Annotated in this window: 22 protein-coding genes; all 22 read right to left on the bottom strand. The window is 42.6% G+C overall.

What is annotated here, in order from left to right:
• Nucleotides 1–5 precede the first annotated feature (5 nt).
• The 22 genes from OM978_RS07930 to OM978_RS07825 all read right to left on the bottom strand — a co-directional run bounded on the left by OM978_RS07930 (nucleotide 6) and on the right by OM978_RS07825 (nucleotide 26282).
• Nucleotides 6–788, bottom strand: a complete 783-nt coding sequence (locus OM978_RS07930; protein ID WP_264346300.1) for a glycosyltransferase family 2 protein — start codon at nucleotides 786–788, stop codon at nucleotides 6–8.
• A complete protein-coding gene (locus OM978_RS07925) occupies nucleotides 788–1162 on the bottom strand; it encodes an acyltransferase (protein WP_264346299.1) in 375 nt (124 codons plus the stop codon). Before OM978_RS07925 ends, OM978_RS07930 begins: the two co-directional genes overlap by 1 nt.
• Before the next feature lie 144 nt (nucleotides 1163–1306).
• Nucleotides 1307–2476 (bottom strand): glycosyltransferase family 4 protein, encoded by a 1170-nt coding sequence (locus tag OM978_RS07920; protein WP_264346298.1) that lies wholly within the window; start codon nucleotides 2474–2476, stop codon nucleotides 1307–1309.
• 8 nt (nucleotides 2477–2484) lie between these two features.
• Nucleotides 2485–3030, bottom strand: coding sequence for a hypothetical protein (locus OM978_RS07915; RefSeq protein WP_264346297.1), 546 nt, complete (start codon nucleotides 3028–3030; stop codon nucleotides 2485–2487).
• 619 nt (nucleotides 3031–3649) lie between these two features.
• Nucleotides 3650–4498 carry a glycosyltransferase family 2 protein gene (locus OM978_RS07910; protein ID WP_264346296.1) on the bottom strand — a complete coding sequence of 283 codons (849 nt, stop codon included), beginning with the start codon at nucleotides 4496–4498 and terminating at the stop codon, nucleotides 3650–3652.
• A gap of 1 nt (nucleotide 4499) precedes the next feature.
• Complete coding sequence (locus OM978_RS07905; RefSeq protein WP_413691064.1) at nucleotides 4500–5879, bottom strand: MOP flippase family protein; 1380 nt, start codon at nucleotides 5877–5879, stop codon at nucleotides 4500–4502.
• A gap of 50 nt (nucleotides 5880–5929) precedes the next feature.
• Entirely contained in the window at nucleotides 5930–7057 is a 1128-nt protein-coding gene (gene rffA / locus OM978_RS07900) for a dTDP-4-amino-4,6-dideoxygalactose transaminase (RefSeq protein ID WP_264346294.1), read from the bottom strand.
• A gap of 358 nt (nucleotides 7058–7415) precedes the next feature.
• The gene (locus OM978_RS07895) at nucleotides 7416–8435 is read right to left on the bottom strand and encodes a TDP-N-acetylfucosamine:lipid II N-acetylfucosaminyltransferase (protein WP_264346293.1); all 1020 of its coding nucleotides are present in this window, start codon (nucleotides 8433–8435) and stop codon (nucleotides 7416–7418) included.
• Between the two features lies 1 nt (nucleotide 8436).
• Nucleotides 8437–9306, bottom strand: a complete 870-nt coding sequence (rfbA, locus tag OM978_RS07890) for a glucose-1-phosphate thymidylyltransferase RfbA (protein WP_264346292.1) — start codon at nucleotides 9304–9306, stop codon at nucleotides 8437–8439.
• A 3-nt stretch (nucleotides 9307–9309) separates the two neighbouring features.
• Nucleotides 9310–10377, bottom strand: a complete 1068-nt coding sequence (gene rfbB, locus OM978_RS07885; RefSeq protein WP_264346291.1) for a dTDP-glucose 4,6-dehydratase — start codon at nucleotides 10375–10377, stop codon at nucleotides 9310–9312.
• A gap of 8 nt (nucleotides 10378–10385) precedes the next feature.
• The gene (locus OM978_RS07880) at nucleotides 10386–11324 is read right to left on the bottom strand and encodes a Wzz/FepE/Etk N-terminal domain-containing protein (RefSeq protein WP_264346290.1); all 939 of its coding nucleotides are present in this window, start codon (nucleotides 11322–11324) and stop codon (nucleotides 10386–10388) included.
• A 446-nt stretch (nucleotides 11325–11770) separates the two neighbouring features.
• Nucleotides 11771–14551, bottom strand: coding sequence for an SLBB domain-containing protein (locus tag OM978_RS07875; RefSeq protein WP_264346289.1), 2781 nt, complete (start codon nucleotides 14549–14551; stop codon nucleotides 11771–11773).
• A 434-nt stretch (nucleotides 14552–14985) separates the two neighbouring features.
• Entirely contained in the window at nucleotides 14986–16116 is a 1131-nt protein-coding gene (gene wecB / locus OM978_RS07870) for a non-hydrolyzing UDP-N-acetylglucosamine 2-epimerase (protein WP_264346288.1), read from the bottom strand.
• Nucleotides 16117–16243: 127 nt separating this feature from the next.
• Nucleotides 16244–17650 (bottom strand): MBL fold metallo-hydrolase RNA specificity domain-containing protein, encoded by a 1407-nt coding sequence (locus tag OM978_RS07865; protein WP_264346287.1) that lies wholly within the window; start codon nucleotides 17648–17650, stop codon nucleotides 16244–16246.
• A 132-nt stretch (nucleotides 17651–17782) separates the two neighbouring features.
• The gene (locus OM978_RS07860; protein ID WP_264346286.1) at nucleotides 17783–20503 is read right to left on the bottom strand and encodes a PKD domain-containing protein; all 2721 of its coding nucleotides are present in this window, start codon (nucleotides 20501–20503) and stop codon (nucleotides 17783–17785) included.
• Nucleotides 20504–20673: 170 nt separating this feature from the next.
• Nucleotides 20674–21162 (bottom strand): DUF2802 domain-containing protein, encoded by a 489-nt coding sequence (locus tag OM978_RS07855; RefSeq protein WP_264346285.1) that lies wholly within the window; start codon nucleotides 21160–21162, stop codon nucleotides 20674–20676.
• Nucleotides 21162–21656, bottom strand: coding sequence for a chemotaxis protein CheW (locus OM978_RS07850; RefSeq protein WP_127021573.1), 495 nt, complete (start codon nucleotides 21654–21656; stop codon nucleotides 21162–21164). Before OM978_RS07850 ends, OM978_RS07855 begins: the two co-directional genes overlap by 1 nt.
• Before the next feature lie 168 nt (nucleotides 21657–21824).
• Entirely contained in the window at nucleotides 21825–22577 is a 753-nt protein-coding gene (locus OM978_RS07845) for a chemotaxis protein CheW (RefSeq protein WP_264346284.1), read from the bottom strand.
• Nucleotide 22578: 1 nt separating this feature from the next.
• Nucleotides 22579–23358 carry a ParA family protein gene (locus tag OM978_RS07840; protein ID WP_233008846.1) on the bottom strand — a complete coding sequence of 260 codons (780 nt, stop codon included), beginning with the start codon at nucleotides 23356–23358 and terminating at the stop codon, nucleotides 22579–22581.
• 1 nt (nucleotide 23359) lies between these two features.
• The gene (locus OM978_RS07835) at nucleotides 23360–24349 is read right to left on the bottom strand and encodes a flagellar motor protein MotB (RefSeq protein WP_264346283.1); all 990 of its coding nucleotides are present in this window, start codon (nucleotides 24347–24349) and stop codon (nucleotides 23360–23362) included.
• Entirely contained in the window at nucleotides 24350–25093 is a 744-nt protein-coding gene (locus tag OM978_RS07830) for a flagellar motor protein (RefSeq protein WP_264346282.1), read from the bottom strand.
• Nucleotides 25086–26282, bottom strand: a complete 1197-nt coding sequence (locus OM978_RS07825) for a protein-glutamate methylesterase/protein-glutamine glutaminase (RefSeq protein ID WP_264346281.1) — start codon at nucleotides 26280–26282, stop codon at nucleotides 25086–25088. The genes OM978_RS07830 and OM978_RS07825 overlap by 8 nt, the downstream gene beginning before the upstream one ends.
• Between the last annotated feature and the right edge of the window lies 1 nt (nucleotide 26283).

The raw sequence follows: 26283 nt of genomic DNA, 5'->3' as shown, positions 1-26283 counted from the left end.
TTGGTTCAACTTATAAAAATTTGATTATAAAGCTTCACATACTTTTTCTTCAGAAACACAATAACCAGATAACAGCTAATGTTATAAATAGAAGAAAAGAGATTACATTCGCCAACCTGCCTTAGCACTCTCCAGTAGTAAACTAATGCGTCTTTTTTACTCGCAGACAATGAACCAGCTCTCACCCGGTATTGCCCTAGATTCTCATTTAAACCATACGCGTAGTCAAAACGTTTTAATAACTCAAGCCAAAGTGCAAAATCCTGACGTTTTCTTACCAATGGCATGTAGATCTTGCCAAAAGGCTTTGTATCATAAATAGCCGTCAGACAGCCTATATAGTTATGCTTTAATAACTTATTAAAATTAATTTTTGACGGTACTTCAATATCGTCCACTACCGCGCCTTGCTCGGTAATGGTCGAATAACCAGAAAAAGAAAAATCTGCCTTCTTTTCGTGCATAAAAGCCAGTTGACGCTCAAGCTTCTCTGGAGCCCAAAGATCATCAGAATCTAAAAATGCGATATAACGACCTTGGGCCGCTTTTATTGCTACATTTCGGGAACCAGCACCACCTAAATTTTTATCATTTTGGATCAGTTTTATACGTGAATCATTCGCATACTGCTGAACAACATTCACCGTATCGTCAGTTGACCGGTCATCGACAATAAGTAATTCCCACTGCTGAAAACTCTGTGCTATTACGCTTTGTATAGACTCTGCAATATAACCAGCAACGTTATAGGCTGGCATAATTACGCTCACGTAAACTGACTGTGCCATCACTTAATCTTCCTAGCCGGTACGCCACCGTATATCCCTGTATCAACAAACTCACCAGAAATAGATGAGTTCGCAGCTAATAAAGACCCTTCAGCAAGCTTGGTTCCTGCAATAACAGTACAGTTTGCGGCAATCCAAGAACCTTTCCCTATAATAATCTGCTTCACCTTTGATTTTCCGTATCTATACGAACCATCCACTAACGTATGATTTCCGGATACAAGTACGCTGTTAAATCCTATCATCACTTCGTCTTCTAAAGTGATTGATGTAATCGCGTTGATAACAACATTCGGAGCAATATAAACATTTTGTCCAACATGAATATTCTCCAAATTTCTCAAAATTGCAGACGCTGAAACCTGAAAGTCCACTCCGCATCTTGGCATGCAAAAGCCGTATAACAGGCCCCTAAACCTCATGACCACAGGATGGTCAGGTAACAATATAAGCAATGTCCTTACAAACCAGGTGTAAAGTAGCGAAATTTTATGCCCCATATAAATAAATCCCTGTATTTATCGTAGTTTACTATTTAGTACTTCTAACCAGTAATCTTGTATAGAAACTGCAGCCATGAGTTCAGCCCCTGCCCGGACTTTATTGTAGGTGGACTGATCTTGCACAACAGACTGAATACACTGATAAAGCCGCTTGCGGTCACCTGGTGGAAATATCAATCCATTCTCACCATCTTTTACAAAAGCTCTGATCCCTCCAACGTCAGCAACAACTACAGGTTTATGGTGAGACCATGCTTCCATAATAACTCGAGGAAAACCTTCATAATTGTTATTTGACGGCACAACAACCAAATCTGAATCATTATAAATATCAGATAATTGCTGATGCGGTAACTGCCCTGTAAAATTCACTATGTTATCCACACCAAGTTTTGCTGACAGCAGCTTTGCTGCCTCTAGGTCAGGGCCATCACCAACAAAAGTAACACGGCATTTGTCTGCCATTTCAGAAACAACATGCAACAGATCAAATACGCCTTTGTCTTCGACAAGCCTACCAACAAATAAGATATTCAAAAAACCTGGAGTATAGCTATTTACTGTCAATTCTTTCGGTGGTTTCACCATGACATCGACAAACTGAAAAGTACGATCTGGTGCATAGGCTTTACTGAACTCTTCTAAAGCGTTACCTGTGCATAAATTCAGAGTATCTGGGTGTCTACAGATTTGTTTAAGCTTAAAGCGAATATACCGGGACAATACATAACCCAAGACTTTTTCAAAACCAGAATATTTTGCATCGCGCCATGTATTGGACGCATCAGCGCACATATGGTGCAGTACTTTTTCTCCGGCCTTCAATGCGCGAAGCCCAAAAACTATACTTCCGACAGAAGGTGTCCTTATCCAAAAGTAAGCTCCGGAATGCTGCCTAATCACATCATCAGCGACTTTTGCATATTGCGCAAAAAAGCCAGGCTTTAATAAGCTCTTGATAACAAAATCTTTTGTAGATGAATATTTTGGGAAAGGATGAAAATTTTTGGCTTGTACTTTTGTACTAAAACGTTCTGGTTGCACTTCTGCAGACATGACAGGCGAACATACATATACATTATCTGAACCAACAGCATCCTGAAGGAATGCAGCCGATGTCGGCTTTGCATATAAATAATCATCAAACGCCTCAAAAGTCTCACCAACGAACGCAATTATCTTCATATTTACCTCTATCTCCGATGAACTGAATATTTTGAAAAAGCTATAACATACAAATCTAGAAGAAATGCTACGGCAAAAGACATTGTATGAGTTAACGTCAAAAAAGGATGTGCTCCTGCAGTTCCAAGAATTACAAAAGACAATATCAGTACCAATGAAAAAATCATTCTGAAATTGAGCAAAAAACTTAGGAAAAAGAAAACAAATATCGCTTTAACAAAAAGGCCGAAAAAACCAAAATAAGCGACAAACCAAGCCCACCAAGGATAAACAATATTAGCTAAAAACGGTCTGCCATCTGTCGAACCGACGCCAAGAACATGAAGATCACCAACAAACTTTGAATCAATTGGCACAGAAGCTCCACCAATAAGCTTCGCAATAAACTCCGATGCATAACCAAAGAATGGATACAAACCTTTATCTATATTATGACCAGCCTCCAACGCTCGCTCAGCGAGATAATATCCGTAAGATTGATAAAGAAATACACTCCTAATAATAGAAAAGATTGAATATATCCCATCGGCAACTGGTCTATTCTGAATAAACACTGTAACCAAGGTAGCTATTAATAAGAAAGAAAACTAACAATGAAAAGTGTAACTAGTTTTTTGAAAAGTATTGAACCACGAAAGAACAACATATACATTAGCAAAAAATTAAGCACATATTTTAACTCAGACCTAGATGCAGTTATCACCAAACAAAGGATCAATCCGATAAAAAGAAGGAATTTCAACTTACGATCTTTAAGAAAGATCAAAGAAAAAGGGAATGCAAGCTTAAAGAACCCACTGAGAAGCATGTAATCTACTCCTGCGGTGTCGTACTCCTCGATTAACTGATGCCTCGCCACCCCTTGCATAATTAACCCAAATGATTGATATGCCAAATAAGCGGTGTATGCTACTAGAGCAACAATAACGAATTTATGTTTATTAAAAAAATTTCCCACTTATAAGAGAAATCATCAACGAAGCTAACTCTTACACTCTGAAATCGGAGAAACACAAGATAAACAACTGTACAACTTAACAATAAATCCACAGTTGAATAGAAAATCACTTCATTAGATACTGGATAATAAAAGCCAGCCCCAATTGTAAAAAAAATTGAGGCCATATGAAATATAAATGCTGCCAAAAATATTATAAACAAAATATATCTACTTTATCGTTTAAAAAGAATTGCTTTAGAAATGAAAGCAAAAAGTGAATAAAGAAAAGACAAAAAAATCCCGTGTCTAAGAGATAACATCACCGCACTTATAAAGTGTTTATGCCTTATCATCGATCTAACAACGACCAATGCTAAGAACGAATGCTTAGCCTTCCCTGATAAAAATTTAGAATATGTCATTAACCATTGCAAAGAAAAATTGTAGTCGTTTAACTTAGGTATCTGAATAAAATCATAACTGGGGGTTTCTAACATATGGAATGTACAACCATATTGTTCCAGCGACAGACAAAACTGATAATCCTGATGCCGCTTTAAATCATCAAATCTGACAGACTTAGCCACAGCAGTTCTCAGAAAGATCCCGCTTGTTTGAATAATTTGACGTGCACAGAACAGATAATCACCAACAGGCTCTTTATCCGCTATCGCCCTTACTGGCCTTATCATTGTCCTATTTCCATCAATAATTTTACAGCGTGAATAAACCACTGGATTTTCTGACATTTTTTCTGCCTGCTTAAAAAGCGCCAGTTGCTTTTCTAGTTTATCAGGATACCAGATATCATCGTAGTCAAGAAAAGCGACATAGTCACCGCTGGCAGAATCCAATCCACTATTTCTGGCAATACCACCATTGCTGTTTATATTGTGACGAACAATTTTCAAGCGTGAATCATCTATGCTCTTTAACTCGTCTTGTGCTGGTACTGGTGAACAATCATCAACAACAATGATTTCTATATCACTGAGTGTCTGGTTCAAAGCGCTGCGAACTGAATTAATCAGCAAGCCTCTAACCGTTGAGTAAAAAGGGATAACTACCGTTACTAATTGCATATTAATTTTCTTTTTTCACATTAAACAAATAGCCACGCTTAACAAGTATTAAAATACTTATAAAGTAGATCAAACATGTCAACATAACCCAAACAATTTTATACATTGGCGATTGTTCTTCAATGAATGAGCCGAATTGCTCGATAATAAATAGAAGAAGACCAAAAATAAAAGCAGGAGCAAAAATAGTTAAAACATATTTTTTAAGGCATTTCCCAATCGATTCAACGATCACGTATTGGTACCAGATAAAAAGCAAGGTAAGCTGCAATATGACTAAAGCAATGGCAACATCTTCTACCCCGCCAAATCTGGCAGACAGAACAATGACCAAGGGCTGCAAAGCCGTTACGAACATATTCCATTTAAACAGCAGAGCGGCTTTGCCTGTTGCCATGACTAAAGTCGCGCCAGCGTTTCCTGTTGATCTCATCAAAGCGTAAAAAGATAAAATTTGCAGCAATACAACAACAGGTAGCCAGTTATCCCCCAGTACAGGACCTACAAATTCTGGAGCCAGATAACATAATGACAACATGATAGGTGTATTAACCAGCACAACAGCAAGCAACACGTGGATATACCCTTTTGTCAGGTCGTCCCTGTTGTTCTGTAATCGAGACAACACCGGAAAGGCAACTTTGGTCACAACAAGATTCAGTTTCTGCATTGGCTGTATGACTAAATTAAACGCCATTGAATAGTAACCTAAGGCCGTCGGGCCTAATATTGCTGCTACAACGGCCTGGTCAAATCGGGAACTGACGTAATTAAGCAAATTTGCGCCCAGCAAGTTAAACCCAAACTTGAGCTGCTCGTTTATCTGGTTGAGTTTAAAATGAAATGCTGGAAACCAATTCATTTTTACTGCATTTAAAACATGCAAAAGAACTGATATAACAATTCTTGTCAGAAAGCCTATAATGACTGACCAAAGACCAAACCCGTTAGCCAACGCCACAAGTAAAGATAAAAATCCTGCTAAATAAGAAATAATCTCTATTTTGGCGAGTAAGTTAAAAAGGAAGTCCCTTTGACATAAAGCTTTAAATTGCAGACAAACTGAATTTATAACGACAGAGCTCATGGCAACAGTACAGAGCACAATATGCTCATGGTACGGGAAGAATAACCAAATCAACACCGCAGAAAACAGAAAAACAACAATTGAGAAAATGATATTAGCAATATAGAGGCTTGAAAGCTGGATACTGGAGTTAACTTCATTTTGTACAATAGCTTCGCTAAGGCCGAAGTTTACAAATATCTCACCCAATCCAATTATTATCATGATTAATGCAAGCACGCCATACTCTGCGGGCTCTAAAAACCTGCCAAGAATAACGACTTGCACCATCATTAATAGGGTGGTGAACAACATTGAAACAGTTGTCCACTTCACGCCACTTAGTGCTACACGATTATGATTCATTAATTAAAATTTGTAACTGTTGAAATAACATGCTCAACTTCATCATCTGTCATGTTAAAAAACAGTGGCAACCTTACCAGACGCTCACTTTCTTTCGTTGTATGTTCATCCAGCCCACTAAATTTACTAAATAACCTACCGGCTTTAGCACTATGTAGAGGTATATAATGGAATACTGCGATAATACCATTATGCTTTAAATGCCCAATAAATCGTTCTCTCTCGTCAATATCGCGACATTTAATGTAAAACATATGGGCGTTGTGAGTAACATTTTCCGGGATTACAGGAAGATTCCAGCCGTTATCTCCAGCCTTTGCTGTCAATGCATCATAATAACGGTTCCAAATTGCCATTCTTCGCTTAAAAATAACTTCCGAGCTGTCTAGCTGAGCCTGCAAATAAGCTGACTGTATTTCTGAAGGCAAGTAGCTACTGCCAATATCGACCCAACTGTATTTATCGACCATTCCACGAAAGAACTGGCTACGGTTAGTGCCCTTCTCTCGGATTATTTCAGCACGCTCAATAAAGCGGCTGTCGTTAATTAAAATCAGGCCTCCTTCTCCACCGCTTGTATAGTTCTTTGTCTCATGAAAGCTGAACGCGGCCAAATGCCCAATAGTACCTAAATGACGATTTTTATACGTTGAAAGCATCCCTTGAGCCGCATCTTCTATTACGATTAAACCATACTGGTTTGCTATGCTCATTAACGAGTCCATGTCACATGAAACGCCTGCATAATGTACTGGCACAATAGCTTTTGTTTTGGTTGTAATTGCATTTTCTATTTTTGATACATCAATATTCATCGTATCGGGTTCGATATCGACAAAAATAATCTTTGCACCTCGTAAAACAAAAGGATTCGCTGTACTTACAAAAGTATAACTAGGCATGATGACTTCATCACCAGGCTGAAGATCGATTAGCAATGCGGCAAGTTCTAAAGCATGTGTACATGATGGAACCATCAGAGCTTTGAAACAACCAAGCTTAGATTCAAACCAATTCTGGCACGACTTTCCAAAAGCACCATCACCGCAGAGTTTGTTTGATGATAATGCTTTCGAAATATAGTCAATCTCAGTTCCGATTACCGGTGGTTTATTAAATGGGATCATTGTTCTTCCTTGTAAAACTCAACTTCTATTTTAAGAAGTACACGGGAGTATTATTTACCACATTTCACTGAGCTATCAGCATAAATCTGGCATTCTATTTTTAAATTTATGTTACTTCTATCTTTTAGAAGAAATTCATTTTAAGCAGACCATCAGTAATATATTCCGATTCTGAATGTCTGCTGAGTTTTTCAAACTCAAAATCGAGACCAGTACGCTCCGCAAAATTAACTATCTTGAAATTCTTTTGATTGCAATCTTTGTTTTAATCATAAAACCATACTATATAGTGCAGCATTACGAACAGACTCAAACCTACACATTTAAACTGCCCGTAACCCATTAAAACGTGTTCATTCTATTCGTTAAAAATTGCAGTCCATTGTTTAACTAAATTTTCTTCATTAAAATATTTGAAAATTGCTCTTTTATTACTCATCGATTCAGAAGGTGCTATATATTCTAATTCATCATCTTTGATGCTTTTTAGTACAACACCCTTAGATTCAAAAAACAGCCATGATGGTGTATTTTCACGCATATATACTGTTTTTCCTAAGGAGAGGAGGTATATCGTATTTCCCATTGCCTGCTGCCTATCATGATTGAAGAACGCTAAATCAATCTGTTTTAGAATTTTTTTATAGTCATTCAGTGGCAACATTTCTGTCAACGGGGAGAACTTATCCTTGAATATAGCTTGACCCTTTTCAATAATTTCAGCAGCATAAATCTTATCGCCATACGATAACGGAACTATCAGCTTTGATATTTCATCTTTACTGCCAACCAGTTTATCAAAGACATCGACATGAGAATTAGACGGATCCGCGCTATTACCCACCATTATTATCTTAAGTTTTTTTCTCTCGCAATCACGGTCATCAAAATCTGATACAACGTTACTTGGGTACGCGATACATTCTCTAAACACTGGCTTAGCATTTATTAAGCACTTAGCTTTTTCATAGTCTTCAGGCAAATATGTGATGTAAGCCTTGACTCTTGATAACACAAACTTTCTAATCACATATGATATGCTTCGTTTACGATTATTAAAAAACTGAAGGTCTTTACCCCATATCACCCAATATACTTTATTCCAAAGCCAAGGTTGCAACATAAGATAAAAAAGAACTTTTGTACTAAACGCACCATGTAATATAACTTTATCACTTCGATTCAAAGTTGGTATTGCGTTTATAAAAGCAGATAATCTGTTAGTCAAATGATTTTCAGAAAAGTCTGGCACATAATCACTCACTGACTCACCATAAGTGATAAAGTGGTGAGGCTGACTTGTAAAGTGATTTTTTATCAGAAGATAAAATGGTTTACTAAATTTGTCCAAATACATCAAATGGCATATTTCTTTCATATCACATACTTTCTAATAAAGAAGCAATATATTTGCCATAATCATTTTTCAGCATTGATTGAGATGATTTTAATAACTGTTCTTTATCCAACCAGCTGTTTATAAAAGCAATTTCTTCCAAGCAGGCAATTTTAAATCCTTGTCTGTGCTCAACTGTTTGAACAAAAGCACTAGCTTCTAACAAGCTATCATGAGTCCCTGTGTCTAACCATGCGAACCCTCTTCGCAACAGCTCCACATTGAGGCGTCCTAGTTTTAGATATTCATTGTTAACACAAGTTATTTCCAACTCGCCACGCGCGGACGGTTCGATGTTCTTCGCTATATCAATAACATCGTTATCATAAAAATACAGTCCTGTTACTGCATAGTTTGATTTAGGTTTTTCTGGTTTTTCTTCAATGGATAACGCTTTGTAATTGTCGTCAAACTCAACAACACCAAACCGATGAGGATCTTTAACCTGATATCCAAACACCGTTGCACCAGAGTCTCTTAACGCCGCGCTCTGAAGTTTGGGTCGAAGCCCGTGACCATAAAAAATGTTATCTCCAAGTACTAAACAAACGCTATCGTTACCGATAAATTGTTCCCCAATAATAAAAGCCTGCGCGAGGCCATCTGGAGTTGGCTGAATGGCATAACTCAAATTAATGCCAAAATCACTACCATCGCCAAGCAGGCGCTGAAAAGCGGCTTGATCTTCAGGCGTTGTGATAATTAGGATGTCGCGGATACCTGCCAGCATTAAAACCGATATCGGGTAGTAAATCATTGGCTTGTCATATACAGGTAATAGCTGTTTCGATACGCCACGAGTAATAGGATAAAGCCGGGTACCAGAACCACCAGCAAGAACTATTCCTTTCATCTATTATCCTCCATGCCCTAAGCGTTCAATTTTATAGCTGCCATCCAATACAGACTGCCACCAATGTCTATTGTTTAAATACCACAACACGGTTTTGTGCAAACCACTTTCAAAGGTTTCTTCTGGCTTCCATCCTAATTCAGACTCGATTTTGCTGGCATCAATAGCGTAACGCAAATCATGGCCCGGACGGTCGGCGACAAAAGTAATCAAATCTTCATAGCGTTCAACGCCTGTTGGCTTGGCGGGTGCTAGTTCTTCAAGTAAGCTACAAAGAGTATGAACGACCTCAATGTTTTGCTTCTCGTTATGACCACCAATGTTATAGGTTTCACCTACTTTGCCTTCGGTTACAACCTTATAAAGAGCGCGGGCATGGTCTTCTACATACAGCCAGTCACGCACTTGATTTCCTTTTCCATAAACAGGTAAAGGTCTACCTGCTAAGGCGTTTAAGATCATCAGTGGTATTAGTTTTTCCGGAAAATGGTAAGGACCATAGTTATTGGAGCAATTTGTTACAATAACAGGCAAACCGTAAGTACGATACCAGGCACGCACTAAATGGTCTGAACTGGCTTTGCTTGCAGAGTAAGGACTGCTGGGGGCATAAGGCGTTGTTTCGGTAAATAGATCATCGATGCCATGCAGGTCGCCATAGACTTCATCTGTTGAAATATGGTGGAAACGAAAATCACGCTTACGGTCTTCAGGTAAAGCCTTCCAGTAGCTACGAGTAGCTTCTAATAGAGTGTAAGTACCCACGATATTTGTTTCAATAAAAGCGGCAGGGCCATCGATGGAGCGGTCTACATGGCTTTCAGCGGCCAGATGCATTACCGCATCCGGCATATATTTATCAAAAAGTTCAGCCATCGCCTTCGCATCACAGATATCTACTTGCTCAAACAGATAGAGCTCGTTTTGCTCAACCGTAGAAACCGAATTAAGGTTACCAGCATAAGTTAGCTTGTCTACGTTAATAACCCTATTTGACGTAGTACCGCGTATATGACGGATCACAGCTGAGCCAATAAAACCGGCTCCACCGGTGACTAGAATTGTTTTCATATTGTATTTCATTCTTTATTTGACAGAAAAGCACGGCTTAATACGACTATCATGCCAATAAAGCCGCCCAAGAAAGTTATAACCAGACAAATCAAGGCTCGAGCCGGTCCTGCTTTTTCTTCAGGCACTATAGGCTTATCTATTGTTTTAAGAGCATACTCTTCACGAACATTAGCCAACATCAAGGTTTTCGTTTGCTCTTCTACCAATGAATACAAAGCGGTTCTTAAATCGGCAACTTCTGTCTTAGGTATTTGTTGTTGCAGATAAGAGATGCTCTTTTCTGCCTCCTCGATATCACGGGTTTTCATTTCAAGATTAAGATCTTCTACCAGGATTTTCACCCAACTTTGAGCTATGTAGGGTGATACATGCTGAATGCTGAGTTTTACCATGCTGGTCGCTTGGTCCTGATTCACAACCAGAATTTTTAACAGCTCTTTATATGCCTCCTGTACAGAAGGTTTGGCTTGTCTTGGTGGCTCAACTTCACGTAACCATTGCTGATTTGTCACATCATAAATATCAGAATTATATTGAACTGTATTGGTGCTTAAATCCCAGTTTTCTATCGCCATTAAGTCTGCCAGTTGAATACGCTTTTCAATAAACCGGCCCAGAAACTCTCGGGATTTTACAATCTCGATTGCCAAAGCGGTTTTATCAACAGCAGCACCTCCCCCCAAATTTACACCAGCCAAAGCAGCCAAGCCACCTAATTGACCCGATAAGCCATTCGCCTTTTGCTCTGTGGCAGGGGCAAGCAAGGCCTCACTTTTATAAATATTTGGCAGCGTTAGTACATAAATCACTGAGGCTATCGAAAATAGCGCAGTGATAGCCATAATCAACCATTTCCCTTGCCAAATAACGGCAAAAAGTTCACGTAAATCTATTTCGTCAGTTGAACTACTACTGGCTGCTACTGTTTGGCTTTCATCAATCATATTGTTATCAGCTACCATATACTCATACTTTAGGTACAATTCAGCCTCAGGTTATAGCAACCCAAAAGCCCTGTTTATTTCTCGTCGCACCAACAAAAACATATTGCATTGGTACACTCTTAATAATGCTGAGTCCGATTTTTTAATCGAATCATGAATATAACAAACTCAAATTGAACTACCCAGAATACAGGCTCATTTCCAAGTTTGGCTTGAGCAATATCCCCACACTTAAAAAATATTCTATATCCCCTAATCTAATAAATATGACTAGGGACTACTGACATGCTCTCGTCATTTGAACATTATCACTATTAGAAAAAAGGCTCGTGTAGCTGAAGTAGTCTGCCTAACTTTTCTAGCATCCTAAGATCAGCAAGCACAAACGCATCAGAGCCTTGATTTTATCAGCGTATTTTTTAAGAACTCCCCCACAACTGTTAGTCCTAGAAGGTGTTTAACGCAGCTATAGCAACAGCACTTTGATAGAAAATAGTAGTAAACTGTCCCCATAATGACAGATTGTCTTTATATTCGGTGTCTACAGGAACAACTACTGTATCACCAGGCTCCAGATTCATTTTTTCTATTGCAAACCAACCATTTTGATCTGGCATCATTACAGAACCATCGGCTTTAATTACATAAACCCGCTCTTCATCAGCACGTTTACGAGTGCCACCGGCAAGCTTTAAATAATCTTCCACTGAAAGGTCTGACTGGAATCTGTGACTGCTGGCGTGTTGCACTTCGCCGACAATAGACACTGTATTGTCGATACGTGGCACATATAGTAAATCGCCATCTTGCACTTGTACGTCGTAATCTGGCTGGCCTGCTAAAATAGAAGGCAAGTCAATAACTAAACGCCCAACCGGAGGTTGTTCTTCCAATTGTTTAATCATGAGTAATGCGTCTTGCGGAGTACTTGTAATGCCTGATTCAGACAAACTTTTAGTGGCTATATCTGCACGCAACTGAGCGGCCAGTTTTTTCGTTTGCACCCGCTCACGCTCTTTTATATCTTCACGAGTGTAGATAGCACCAGCCATAAAAGCATTACGGTTTAAACCACCGGCCCTGTTCAGCACATTAGATAAGGTTTCACCACGTTGAATGGTATAACGCCCTGGGAATTTAACTTCGCCACGGACTTCAATAGTACGGTTGATATTCCAGTCAGGGATTGGAAAAATATTCAGTCTGTCTCTTTGCTGTAAGGCAACTACCTCTTCTTTAGAGAATACCTTGTTCAGATCGACAGCGATATTGTTTACTTCAATGCTGTTACTGTCGGCGGCGACAGCAGCTCGTGTCAGTTCAGCTCTGTTTAAAAACGCAGATTCAGTTAAACCACTGGCGGCAGCTATTAAACTGGCTACTGTAGCGCCTTCGGTTAAAGGATAGTCACCTGGTACCTTTACTTCTCCGCTGACGGAAAGAATTAACGGGTCGGCGCCACGACGCACCTGGTTTTTCAGCTTCTGTAATAAAGGGTACAGCAGTTCTGTTCTGTTAAAGCTGGCGGATAATGCCAAAACATTTTTGTCTCTGTACATCTGCAGCATAAGCTGTTGCATTATTGCTGGTAAAGCGCCACGACCTAAATCCGGCGTAGCCACAACAGGTGTTCCTGTAACGTCAGCATTTAACGTAGTTTGTGCATCGATAATACGTAATTCACCAGCAGTTGAAGCTCTGCCCGCTCGTCCCTGATTACTATCCAACTGAGTATCGTACTGCAGCATGCTTAGAAAAGCTTTAGAGGACAGGTCGTCTTCTGCAGTCCATTTTACGTCTGCAGGCAAATTGTAACGCTGCTTAATTTTGTCGCGAATATAAGCACTTAACTTTTCTCTATCTATAGCTTCATTGGCGTGATGAAAGACTAAGACTAAATCACGAGGTTTTAAGCTAAGGTTAGCTTCACCTGAAGGCTGGTTGATAGCTTCTGCCAGGCTGAAGTGCAGCACTTTGATATCACCAGCGTTGTTCACTTCACGCACTACTAAGGCGTAATCCAGATCGGCAGACATATGTAAATCAGACCAGAACGACTTGATTAAATCGCTAATACGAATACCTTGTTGCCAGGCATAAAAACCAGGGCGAACCACAGCGCCAGCAACAGTGACCACATTTTCAATACGTGAAGAGGTTTCGGCAATACGCAATAAATCACCGTCACGTAACGCCATTTGGCGGTTTACTGCGTTGGTTAAATCTAAGTTCAGTAAGTCACGTAAGTTGTTGCTGTTGTAACGCTCCAGCACCACAGACTGAGGATAAGCCCCGGCTTTGGTGCCACCAGCCATACTTAGCAAAGTATCGATAGTCTCACCAGATTTAACTTCGTAGATGGCTGCACGCTTAATTTCGCCTGTCACCTGAACTGTGGCTTTCAGTGGGGCTACAAAAACTACATCACCGTGCTGCAGCTGGATGTCGCCTGAACTGTCGCCACGCAGTAATAAATCGTATAAGTCAAAACGACCTACAGTAGCACCGCCACGTTTGACCTGAATATCGCGTAAGCTACCAATATCTGAAACACCACCAGCCAGATACAAAGACTGAGTAACAGTAGTTAAAGCTGATACGGCAAACATACCAGGCGTTTTTGCTTCGCCAGCGACAAAAATATTGATAGTACGAAGCTTACCCATAGTAATAGCGGCATCGACGCCTATCATGGCTTCACGTACTTTATTGGCAATGACATCGGATGCCTGAGAGACAGACAAACCGCTGACATGAACTGGGCCAATCTCTGGCAGGTTCACTGAACCATCACGGCCTACAATGAGTTCGTTGCTGCTGTTTTGTTTGCCAAATAACTGCAGCAATAAAATATCGTCCGGACCTAAGCGGTAATTTTCTGGCACTGGTGCGTTATCTACAGGTGCAAAGGTACTGATTTGAGAATTAAACATAGTCATACCGAAGCGCTGAGACTCACGGCCTGTACTAGCAGGTTCAGACAGTACATTTTCGACAATAACACTTTGCTGTTGCGGTACTAATACCTGAGGCTGAGCCTGTTGCGAGCTTGCAGCTCCTGCTGCACCTGTTGGTAATTCAATACCATATTGCTTAGCTAAACGCTGCTGCTCGGCAGGAGATAAGTTTTGAAACTGCGCTATCATTGCAGGGGAAGGTGTCACAGCAGACACTGGCAATGCGGCGAACAAGGCCACCAGCACACAAGTTTTTAAAAGTTTTAGCACGCTACAACTCCAGATATTGTATTTGTTAGATCCAGCAAAAAACCAATGTAGTTTACCTGCTTTGCTCGTTTTTCCAAGCAGAAACTGGCATCAAATGCCGCCTTGCGGCTTGGTTGCACAAGCTATACACAAGTAAATTTTTAGCCACTTTTGTTAACAAACAAAAAACCGAACAAGATATTGTTCTTTCCAAAGGATTTTTTGTGTCAAACCAGCTGTATGTCAGAAGTAACTCAGAGAGGATTTCTGCACATCCTAATGCTAAAGGTCCTTTACGGTTCTTATCCAAACGAAACCGGCGGCGACTTTAGCGAATTACGCTGTTTTTGTCTAATGGAAATTTGTTTATTAAAGGTAGCAACGGCGAAACATTTCATCACATTTCGCCGCCTGATTTAGTTACAACACCTCATTTATAAAATGCTGTTTATAGCTCAGCCTTTAAAACTGGCTTTAATAGCCTCGATAATACGTGCACAAGCTTTGCCATCACCATAAGGGTTGTGGGCATAACTCATTTGCTCGTAATAGGCTTTGTCTGTTAATAAACGGCTGACTTCCTGCACTATCACTTGTGCATCGGTTCCGACTAATCTAACAGTACCAGCGGCTACAGCTTCAGGGCGCTCTGTCGTATCGCGCATCACCAATACAGGTTTACCTAAAGATGGCGCTTCTTCCTGAATACCGCCAGAGTCGGTTAACACCACTGTGCTTCGGCTCATCAGGTAGACAAAAGGCAGATAATCCTGAGGTTCTATCAGGTGCACGTTGGACGTGTCGCTTAATAAACGAAATACAGGTTCGCGCACATTAGGGTTTAAATGCACTGGGTAAACAACGTCTGTATCCGGGAATTGCTGAGCAATTTGTTTTAAACCGGCACAAATTTGTTCGAAACCATCACCAAAGCTTTCGCGTCTGTGACCTGTCACCAAGACTAAACGACGACCATTTAAGCCATAAGGGAACTGTTGTTCGAAGTTTTTGGTTAAATTGGTATCAGCATCAATTTTTGCGACTACCTGATGCAAGGCATCAATGACCGTATTCCCTGTGACTACTATGCCTGCAGGATCAATATTTTCTTTCAGCAAGTTCTGTTGTGACGTGTCGGTTGGAGCAAAATGCAACTTGGTTAAAGCGCCAGTTAACTTGCGGTTTGCTTCTTCAGGCCATGGGCTGTAAATATTACCGGTACGAAGCCCTGCTTCTACATGACCCACTGCAGTTTTCTCGTAATAACAAGCTAAAGCCGCAGCGAAAGTGGTGCTGGTATCACCATGTACCAGCACTATGTCAGGCTTGAAATCACGCAGAACTGCTTTGATATTTAACAAAATACTAGTGGTTACATCATACAAGTCCTGACCGGCTTTCATGATAGCCAGGTCGTAGTCTGGCTTTATGTCAAACAGCTTCAGCACCTGATCCAGCATTTCTCTGTGTTGGCCTGTCACACAGACTTTGCTATCGATACCAGGCGTTTCTTTTAACAAATTAACTAAAGGCGCCATTTTGATGGCTTCAGGTCTGGTACCAAACACACTTAATACTTTGATCATAGGGACTTCCATTAATATGAAACTGCTGAAATGGTATCAGAATTTACGCTGTGGCGGCAGAGTAAAGTACGCTAGCTGAACAGGAACTTAAATAAATCAGTTCAGGGCAAAATTATGCCGGATAAGGTTATCCAATTACTACGTTGTGGCCTTTGGCTTCGAGCTTTCTCTTTAGTTCTAACTTGGCCTCTGTATCGCCATGCACTAAGCGAATTTGCTCCGGAGGCTTGTGCATCTGATCGACAAAATACAATAAGTCTTGCTGGTCAGCATGGGCAGAATAACCACTCAGCTGTATCACTTCGGCATTAATGGGGTAGTCTTCATCATCAAGCTGCACATAACCGCCAGTTTTGGCATGCTGTAGTATGGCTGCGCCTGGTGTGCCACGAGCCTGATAACCGATAAATAAAATTTGATGGCGCGCAGAACTTAATAAAGCTTTCAGGTAGTTCACCACCCTGCCTCCTGCGCACATACCACTGGCGGCTATCACTATGGCTGGTCTGCCGGTATCCGCTAAATGTTGTACTACCTTTTGGTGATCGTCATGACTTTTGACGGTAAGTAGCTGCTCAAACTGCAGAGGATGGCGGCCACTTTGTAGCTTTTGTTTGGCCTCGTCATCCCAGTACTCTTTTAACTCTTTGTACACTGCAGTGAAGTTTGCAGCCAGAGGTGAGTCGACAATAATATCAAGCTGCTCCCATCTCAGACCTTTATGTATAGCCAGCCCTTGCATCCGATGAATAATATCCTCCAGCTCGTACAACAATTCCTGAGTGCGGCCAATACTGAAAGCGGGTATCAGTACTGTGCCATTGTCTCTAAAGGCTTTTTCCAGCACTTGTTGTAAACGCTGCTGCCGGTTTTTTCGATCTTCATGATTTTTATCGCCATAAGTACTTTCAAGCACCAGTAAATCTGCATCTTCAAGTGGTGTTGGGTCAGGCAACAAGGGGGTATCACGTGCGCCTAAATCACCTGAAAAAACGGCCTTATACCAACCCTGCTTATAAGACGACAGGGTTTGATGGTGAATTTCGATATACGCAGAGCCCAAAATATGACCTGCATTTTGAAAACGTACACGGGCCGTATCTGCACATCCTTCCAATGGATACCATGTCCCGTAGTCGCATGGACGCAATTGACGCGATACCGCCTGAATAAAGCCAGTGATCAGCTTTTCATCCCGCGTGATACCCATTTTTAATGCATCCTCCAGCACAAGAGGCAATAACAAGGCGGATGCCCTGCTGCAATAAATAGGGCCCTGAAAGCCTGCTGCAATTAAATAAGGAATACGGCCAGCGTGGTCAATATGCACATGGGTAAGTAACAGCGCCTGAATACCATCGAGCGGGAAATTGATCTGGGCGGAATCTGTTCCTGCTTTACCCCTACCCTGCTCTATGCCCTGAAACAAACCGCAGTCAATCAGCACGCTGTGCTGTTCATTGATGAAATACTGGTGGCATGAACCAGTAACACCGTCAGTTGCGCCGTGATGGACTACTTTTTGATAGTGCATAACTAAGCCCTAAGCGGTTTATTGATACTGCACAACTATAGTTTTTGTTTCAACAAAAGCAAAAACCACCTCATGTAGAGGTGGTTTTATTTCAACACACCATGCCGGACAGACATGGTTCTGTTTTTACTCTTACATACCAGCGACTGGCTTTTGGTTTGGCTCAACCAAGATACGTGCCACCGCTTTTTTGCTGCCGGCCGAGGCTTTTGTAGTCGACACACCGGAAGTCACAGCAGCCGCTGCTGGCGCTACGGCTGTATCATTCCAGTAAGAGAACGACAGCTCTTCGTAAATATTCAGGCGTGGGCCTAAACCATTTACTACATACCATGGCGAAGTACTGCTATTTCTGCGTTCTTCAATTTCAAACACATAAATACGCGGTCCTAAATTGCCATCAGTAGATTTGAGTAAACGCCATTGGCGCTGAGCACAGGGCTTAGTACCATCATCCCAACAAGTCCAACGATTAATACTCACCACAGACTCATCTTCAGAGCCCTCTACTGCTTCTTCTTCCCAAGTTAATGGCAAGTCAAACAAAGGCTCGAAAGTTGGTGGTGCAGTCTCAGTATTGCCCATGGTGTAGCCAGTATTATCTTCAAGCAACTGCCAACCAAAGTATGAATTTCCGTTGTTCCACAATAAGTTACCATTGTCCCATGAATCTTTAGTCCAGGTATTAATTGTGGTATTCCAATACATATCTTCCGGATTGGTTTGGTCAAAAGTACTGAAGTCACTGCCATCCAACATCAATGCATAATCAGCATCAGCTGCGACTAAAGAGCCTTCTGCATCATAAGTCGCGCTGAATACCTGAACATCTGTACCCACTTGATCAAGCTTAATAGCTTTGATGCTGGAGCCATCGGCAAATGTAGCGACAAAAGCGCCTGCTGCATCAACTTCCCAGTCGAAGCTCTTGTCTACTTCTAATGCAGTACCAGTACCGTCAGCATTAATTTCAAATATGTCGGCAAACATGCTGGCATAACCTAAATCTGCCTCACCAGCGTAGTAGTAGTGCTCAAACATCCACTGCCCTGCAAGCTCAGTTTCAGTAAACTTAACATCACCTAACTTGTCAGCGTTGCGCAATAACTGGTCTTGAGTCGCTTGATATGCAACACCTGTTGGGTTAACCAAAGTCTGGCCCACAGTGACAGGTGTCATGGTGTCAATGCCAGCTGAGACAAAACGATAGGTGTCAGTTTTTTCGCCCTGAACAATACGTTGCATTGAAGAGCTATCTTGAACGCGCTTCACTTCAATCTGAGTGATACCGGCGTTAATTAACAGATTCTTTTGATCTTCAGTTAAGCCAACACTCGAATCACGAACACTAGGATAGTAATACGATGGTGCCTCATCCAGATAAGTTAACTGAATAAGACCGTCCACCAGCTCCCAGCTAAATTCGTTCATACCACTACTGAAGGTTTCAGCGCCAGTGCCGTCTTGGTTGAAGTCGAATCTATTACCACCACGAGATAAGAAACCGTCCGCAGCCGGATATACCTCATAATAGGTACTGGCAATAGCAGATTCTTCTACTGGAGGAGTTAATTCAGGATCTTCGATAATGGCGGTAATAGTCTCTGCAATAATACCTGGATCTTCCGCTTCTGCAGCTTCAACATAGTTGTTGTAGGCTTCGGTATTAGTCAGCAGTTCTAACACATTGGTTACCCCTTCAGGTAATGCAAATGCACCACCTTGAATGACTAACTGAACTACAGCAGCAGCTTCAATCAAATCATCCGGGCTTACTGATTTCTCAACAAAAGTAAAACTATCCAGATCGGCTGGCGCCGTGCCACCATTGGCAGCAACAATCAGTGAATACAATGCGGTAGAAACGGCATTGATAGAAACAGTGTTCGGATTATCACCCACTGCGGATGGAGTTACATCTAATAAAGTCGCAACTACTGCAGATACTTTATCCACGACAGAACCTGCCGCGGCTTCAGCAACTCCAACGGTCAGGCTTGGAATAAATTTGTAATACTCAACACCGGGCGTCACTACAGAGCTTGCGGTGATATTGGTAAACAGATTAGTTTCGTCATCGTCCGCTTCTAAGGCAAGGCTAAAAGTACCATCGGCATCTGCCGTTGTGGTAAAAGCTTCACCAGCTAACTCGCCGCTGATTTCAGCGTTGGCAAAAGCAGCATCAGACACAGTGCCTGTTACCGTAAAAGTGGTCATCACAGGAGTGATTGTGACAGTACCCTCAACGGATGAAGATTCGTCATCATCGTCTGTTACTGTCAGGCTAAAAGCGAGTTCAGTATCTTCTGTCACGCTAGGAGCGGTAAAGCTGAGCGTTGCAGTATCAGCACCTGTCAGAGTCACAGCAGCGCCTGAAGTTTGGGTCCAGCTGTAGCTTTCAATTTCACCATCTGAATCAGCTGCAACAGCTGTTAAGGTCACATCAGACTTTTCCGCCGCGGCATCAAAAGTTGCGGTCACTGTTGGCAATACATTATTGGCTACGTTGACCGTTACATCTGCACTTGCAGTTTGGCTGCCCTCGTCTGTTACTGTAATACGTAATACTGCAGCGCCATTGGCATCCACAGCTGGTGCTGTAACACCTACAGTAGCTGTTGTTGCGTTGGTCAGAGTAAGAGTTGGGCCAGACACTTGAGTCCAGCTGTATGTGATAGTGTCGTCATCATCTGTTGCTGTGGCAGCTATAGTGGTTGTTCGGCTTTCTTTTAACGAAACTGCAGCTGCAACGGATACTGTTGGTAATTCGTCTTTATCGTCCGATCCACACCCTGCTAAAACCGCACACGCAATAATGCTGAGCGATACGTTACCTAAGATCTTGTTTTTCATGTTAACTCCTTGTGGGAAATTCCCCACACCAGCATAGACAACTATGGCGATTTTTCCAGAGATATCATGGCTTTCCCGATAGGTCACATAAAGGTAACTAACTTGTAAATATTTGTAATTTGATAAAAGTGAAATAACTAACAACTCATCAACTATTGCAACGAAATGAGCTATTTAGATTGTTTATGCAGGTTAAAAAGCAGTTCGGCCTCAGCCTGAGGAAGTTCACACTCGAGCATAATTTCATCCAGGCTGGCGCCTAAATGAACCATTTTCATCGCTCTGCTGTAAATTTTTGATTCCGGATCAAACAAATGCATGGATTTTTGTTGTTCGGCCAGTTCAGCTACTTGCTGCATGCCCTGCCCTAAATGACTTTCTAAACTCAGTACTCTTTGTCCCACACCAATAACGGTGGAACGCAATTCTTCCACATCCTGATGCGAGCGTTTTAACTGCACAACTTGTTGCTCCAGCAGCTGATGCAGTTGCTCAATCTGTTGTTGCTGTTGCCAGCTGGCGGCAGCATTTTCGTTGATAATAGCCAGCAGCTTTCTACTTTGGCGTGAAGCAACCACAGCCATCACTACAGAAAGCAACAAAATGGCTGCGATCCCCAGCAGCCATATCCATGAAAAGTCAGTCAGAAAATTAGCCATTAAATACTACGGATCTCTTCCCATTCGTCATCGGACAGCAGTTTATTCAGATCCACCAGGATTAATAATTCGCCGTCACGATTCGATACGCCCTGGATGAACTTGGCACTTTCGTCTGTGCCTACGTTTGGAGCTGTATCAATTTCTGATTGTTTCAGATAAACCACTTCAGCCACGCTGTCGACCATAATGCCAATGACCTGACGTTCTGATTCGATGATCACAATACGGCTGTTGTCAGTGACTTCTGATGGTGGTAAACCAAAACGAGCACGGGTATCAATCACAGTGACTACGTTGCCACGTAAATTGATAATGCCCATCACATAATCTGGCGCACCAGGAACAGGCGCTATGTCTGTATATCTCAGAACTTCCTGCACCTGCATGACGTTAATACCGTAGGTTTCTTCCTGCAGCTTAAAGGTCACCCATTGCAGCACTAAGTCTGTGACTTCTTTAGTTTTGCCAGATTGTGCTGTTAAATTACTCATGCCTAGCTCCTACCCAGAGGTTAAATTCTTATATACCCGTCAGACTTGAAGCTGCAGCTTTGTTGACTGCGCCATCTCGCCCCAATCACATAGTTTACTATGCTCCCGGGGACTCACAAGCTTGTCGCCTCTCTGCAACACCAAGTTAATTGGGTATAGTATTCTTATTCAGTGCTGACTATTCATTCCCTTTGCCAATAAGGCAATCAGGGCGTCGACGTCCAGCAAAGCACACATATGTTCTTTAATTAAACCAGCGAGCCATGGCCTTTTGCCTTCGGTCTCACGCCACTTTACTTCGTCTTGCTCTAAGGCGATTGTGTTGACCAAAGTATCACAGGCCAGACCCCAATGGCTATTGCCCAGCATAATAACATATTGATAGTTTAGCTTTTCTGCCAGTCCCTGATCATATTTTTCTGGCATCACCCAAAGCGCAGTGTCTACCACATTGATTTTTTGTTCACGGTACAACATCACACCTTTGAGCCATTCAGGCTGGCCTGGTAATGAGTTGATAGGCATCATTTTATGAATACCGCCCAGCGCCTTTAAAGGTAAAGCCACTTTTAAACCTGCCACTGTAAAAAACAGCGCCTGAAAACGGCCTTTTCTGTAATCTTTTACCACAGGCGCTGCTGCTTTAACTACAGGAGCAGCAACTTTCACCTGCTCAGTAACAGGTGCGGCTGGCACAACTACCGGAGCTTTGACAACTGGGGCTACTACCGGAGCTACGACGGTCGGTTTTGCTATCACCGGGGCTTTAACAGGCGCAATAACCGGAGCTGATACCGGAGCCAACAGTTCATTCAGTTGCTGTTTTTTTGCTTCCTGAATAGGCGTTTCGACCACGTCATCCGTCAATAAAGCATTTAGATAATGCTTCATGACTTTTTGGCTGGCTTGTAAATCGCTCATCTTAATTCTCCGGTGCTAACTGCAGTAAATAGGTTAGCAGCGTATTGTAAGCAAACACACCCCGCGATTTTGGCGCGAATACAGGAGGTGGAGTCTGAGCCAGGCTGGCGTCACGGAATTTAGTGTCAATAGGAATAACGGCCGACCAAACCCTTTCCTGATACTGAGCTTTTAGTGCTTTGTAGGCATCCAGTGATGCTTTAGTTCTTTTGTCGTACATAGTCGGCACTATGGTGAAAGCATAATCCTGTGGCGACGAACTATGCATCAGCTGCATAGTGGCGATCATCCGGTCCAGGCCTTTTAATGCCAGAAACTCAGTTTGTACAGGTATTAAAATACGGTCACAGGCGGCCATGGCATTGACCATCAACACACCAATGACAGGTGGGCAGTCAATCAGCACATAGTCGTAATCATTTTCTATTTTTTGCAGCGCCTTTTTCAGGATCAGGCCCATGCCCCCTTGCTGACCATGAGAACGGTCTAAGGTAGCAAGTGCCATAGAGGTCGGCAGAATATCCAGATTAGGCATACCACTTGGACACATGGACTGCAGAATTTCTTCGCCGGTAATGTCTTTACCGCGCAGGAAAATATCGTACACGCTGACTTCCAACTCTTCGGCATCAATACCAAAGTAGTACGTCAGAGAGCCGTGAGGGTCAGTATCGATCAGTAAAACGCGATGACCACGCTGTGCAAGCAAAGCGCCTAAAGTGACTGTCGTGGTAGTTTTGCCAACTCCACCCTTTTGATTTGCGATAGTCCAAACAACCAATTTACTGTTCCTGCTGTATAGGTGGCTCTTCTTCGCCCGGCTCGGGCGGTCTGGTTGTGATCCGTATGCCACCATGAGGTAAGCGGATCACCCGTATTTTGTTCTGTTCTTGTTGTGCAGCTTCTTCAGCTACTTGTTCTGCTGCGCTGTCCGGTGCGACTGGTTCAGGCGCTTCAACCACAACAGGCTCGTATGCATATTTAGATAAGGCTATCACTACTTTACGGTTCTGGCTGCGCCCTTGTGCAGTGCTGTTTTCTGCAAAAGGGGAATATTGCCCGTAGCCTTCAATAGCCATACGTTGTGGTGCTATGCCTAACTGTTCCAATAACCGGACTATAGACGCAGCCCGCGCAACTGACAATTCCCAGTTCGACGGAAATTGTTCGGTGCGGATAGGCACTGAGTCAGTATAACCACGCACCCTCATAAAGTTGTCTGTCTGCTTCAGGATAGCAGTAAGTTCGGTCATCACCGCAGAAGCCGAACTATTTGAACTGGCACTGCCGCTGCTAAATAACAAGCCACTGCTAAGTTCAATGGTCAGCCAGTCTTCGTCCAGTGTGACCTTAGCCAAATCAGACTCCACCAGACTACGCAAAGCTCTGTTGATGTCTTTTTGCATTGCAGCCAAAGGACTGCCCAATTTTGTGCTGTCGATCTGTTCCAGTTTAGCGTTGTCGGCCAACAAAGTCGGGCCTGTCGCTTCTTCTAAACCTGAACCATATAATTCAAAGTCACTTTGTGGATGGATATCAGGTTGAACCGATTGCCCCTGAATACCCGTCTCTTTTTTATCCGTAGCTTCAACAAACACCTTGGAAATAGTGTCCTGCAGTTTTTGAAACTGCTCACGCTCCATGGTAGCCATCGAATAAAGCACCACAAAAAGAGCAAACAACAAGGTCATATAGTCGGCGTAGGACACCAACCAACGTTCTGTATCTGATTTATCCGCTTCAACAGCGACAGAGCGGCGTGGCCTGTACATTTAATTTGCTCTGTAAGCCAGCAGCTTGGATTCGACACTGCGTGGGTTTTCGCCCAGCGCTATAGAACACAAACCTTCGATCACCATCGAATGAAACAATGCCCGTTCTTCTACTAATACTTTGATTTTATTAAATACAGGTATAAATACAAAGTTAGCTAAACCCACACCATAAATAGTAGCAACAAAAGCCGTGGCTATCCCCTGTCCTAACTCATCCGGATTAGAAATGTTAGACAACGCCAGAATAAGACCAAGAACAGCACCCACTATACCTATAGTTGGACTGTAGCCGCCCATAGCTTCAAACACCTTAGCTGCCCGCAATAAACGTTCTTTCTCCAGATGCAACTCTGTATCCAGAATATCCTGCAGCACTTTGGCTTCAGTGCCGTCGACCAATAAATTTAATCCCCGTTTTAATAAAGGCTCTTCTTCGTTTAACGCATCTTGCTCTAACGACAAAAACCCTTGTAAACGTGCAGAGTGGCCCCACTGGGTAATGCGTTCAATAGTGGAGTCGAAGTCCAGTTTAGGAGGGGTAATAACCCACGGCAGCAAACTCATACTTAACCGAAACTGCGAAGCAGGGCTTTGAATAAGCACAGCACCTAAAGTACCACCGAAGACGATACAAAATGCAGGCCAATGCAACAAGGTAAAAACATCGCCGCCTTCCTGGCTGAACCCACCGACAATAGCCACTAACGCAATGATGATGCCGGCAAGGGTAAGCTTATCCATGACCTACTTCAGCCACAATACGGGCTGCCACGTCAGATAACGCCACTTCAAGATCGGTTAAACCAGCAGCAGTCACAGCTTGTGGCATACCATACACCACGCAACTTGCTTCATCCTGCGCCCAGATACGTGAACCGGATTGCTTCAGCAAACGAGCGCCTTCACGGCCATCAGAGCCCATGCCTGTCAGTACTATAGCCAGCACCTTGTCATTAAAGACTTTTGCTGCAGTACCAAAGGTGATATCCACACTGGGTTTAAAGGTAATACGGGGCGAATCATCTTCACGAACCCGCAATCTGGCTTGGTTTTCATTGCCATCTACCAGCATTTGTTTACCGCCAGGTGCCAGATAAGCCACACCGGGGCGCAAAATATCGTTGTCTGCAGCTTCTTTCACTTCAATTTTTGCTAAACCATTTAACCGGCTGGCAAAAGCGCCGGTAAAGGCTGCAGGCATATGCTGGATAAGCACTATAGGCAAAGGAAAATTGGCAGGCAAAGCGGTGATAATTTGTTGCAAAGCGACAGGACCGCCAGTGGACGTACCAATGGCAACCAGTTTGTAGTTTTTACCGCTGGAATCAAAGCTGCCTGAACGGTGAGTTTCTGCACGCTCAGAAGCACGACTTTGCAATTCAGCACGTTCAGCTAAAGCTCTGGCGGCCAGACTTTGAGCTAAAGGTGCTCTTGCAGGTATGGCTGAAGAACTTGCCGGAGGCGTCAATGGCGTCCTTGACGCTAAAGTTGAGCTTGCAGAGCCAGTTAAACTGGACGGTCTGCTGATCACTCGACGTCTGGCTACTGTTTTGACGCGCTGACGTAAGACATCAGCGGCTTCTGCTTTGTCGCGGGCAATGTCTTCGAATTTTTTCGGTAGAAAATCGATGGCGCCAGCTTCTAATGCATCTAAAGTGGCTTTGGCACCTTCATGCGTCAGCGAAGAAAACATCAATATAGGCGTGCGCTGCACCCTTAAGATTTCGCGCACGGCCTGAATGCCATCCATCACCGGCATTTCGATGTCCATCGTAATAACGTCAGGACGTAAAGCTAAAGCTTTTTCCACCGCCTCTTTACCATTATTGGCGGTGGCAATGACCTCTAACTCGGCATCCTGACTCAGTATTTCCGTCAGACGGCGACGGAAAAAACTGGAGTCATCAACAACTAATACCCTGATGGTCATA

The organism is Rheinheimera sp. MM224 (assembly GCF_947090785.1).
GTDB lineage: Bacteria > Pseudomonadota > Gammaproteobacteria > Enterobacterales > Alteromonadaceae > Pararheinheimera.
Note: the sequence above shows the minus strand (reverse complement) of the source record. Positions and strands in the feature narration are given on the sequence as shown.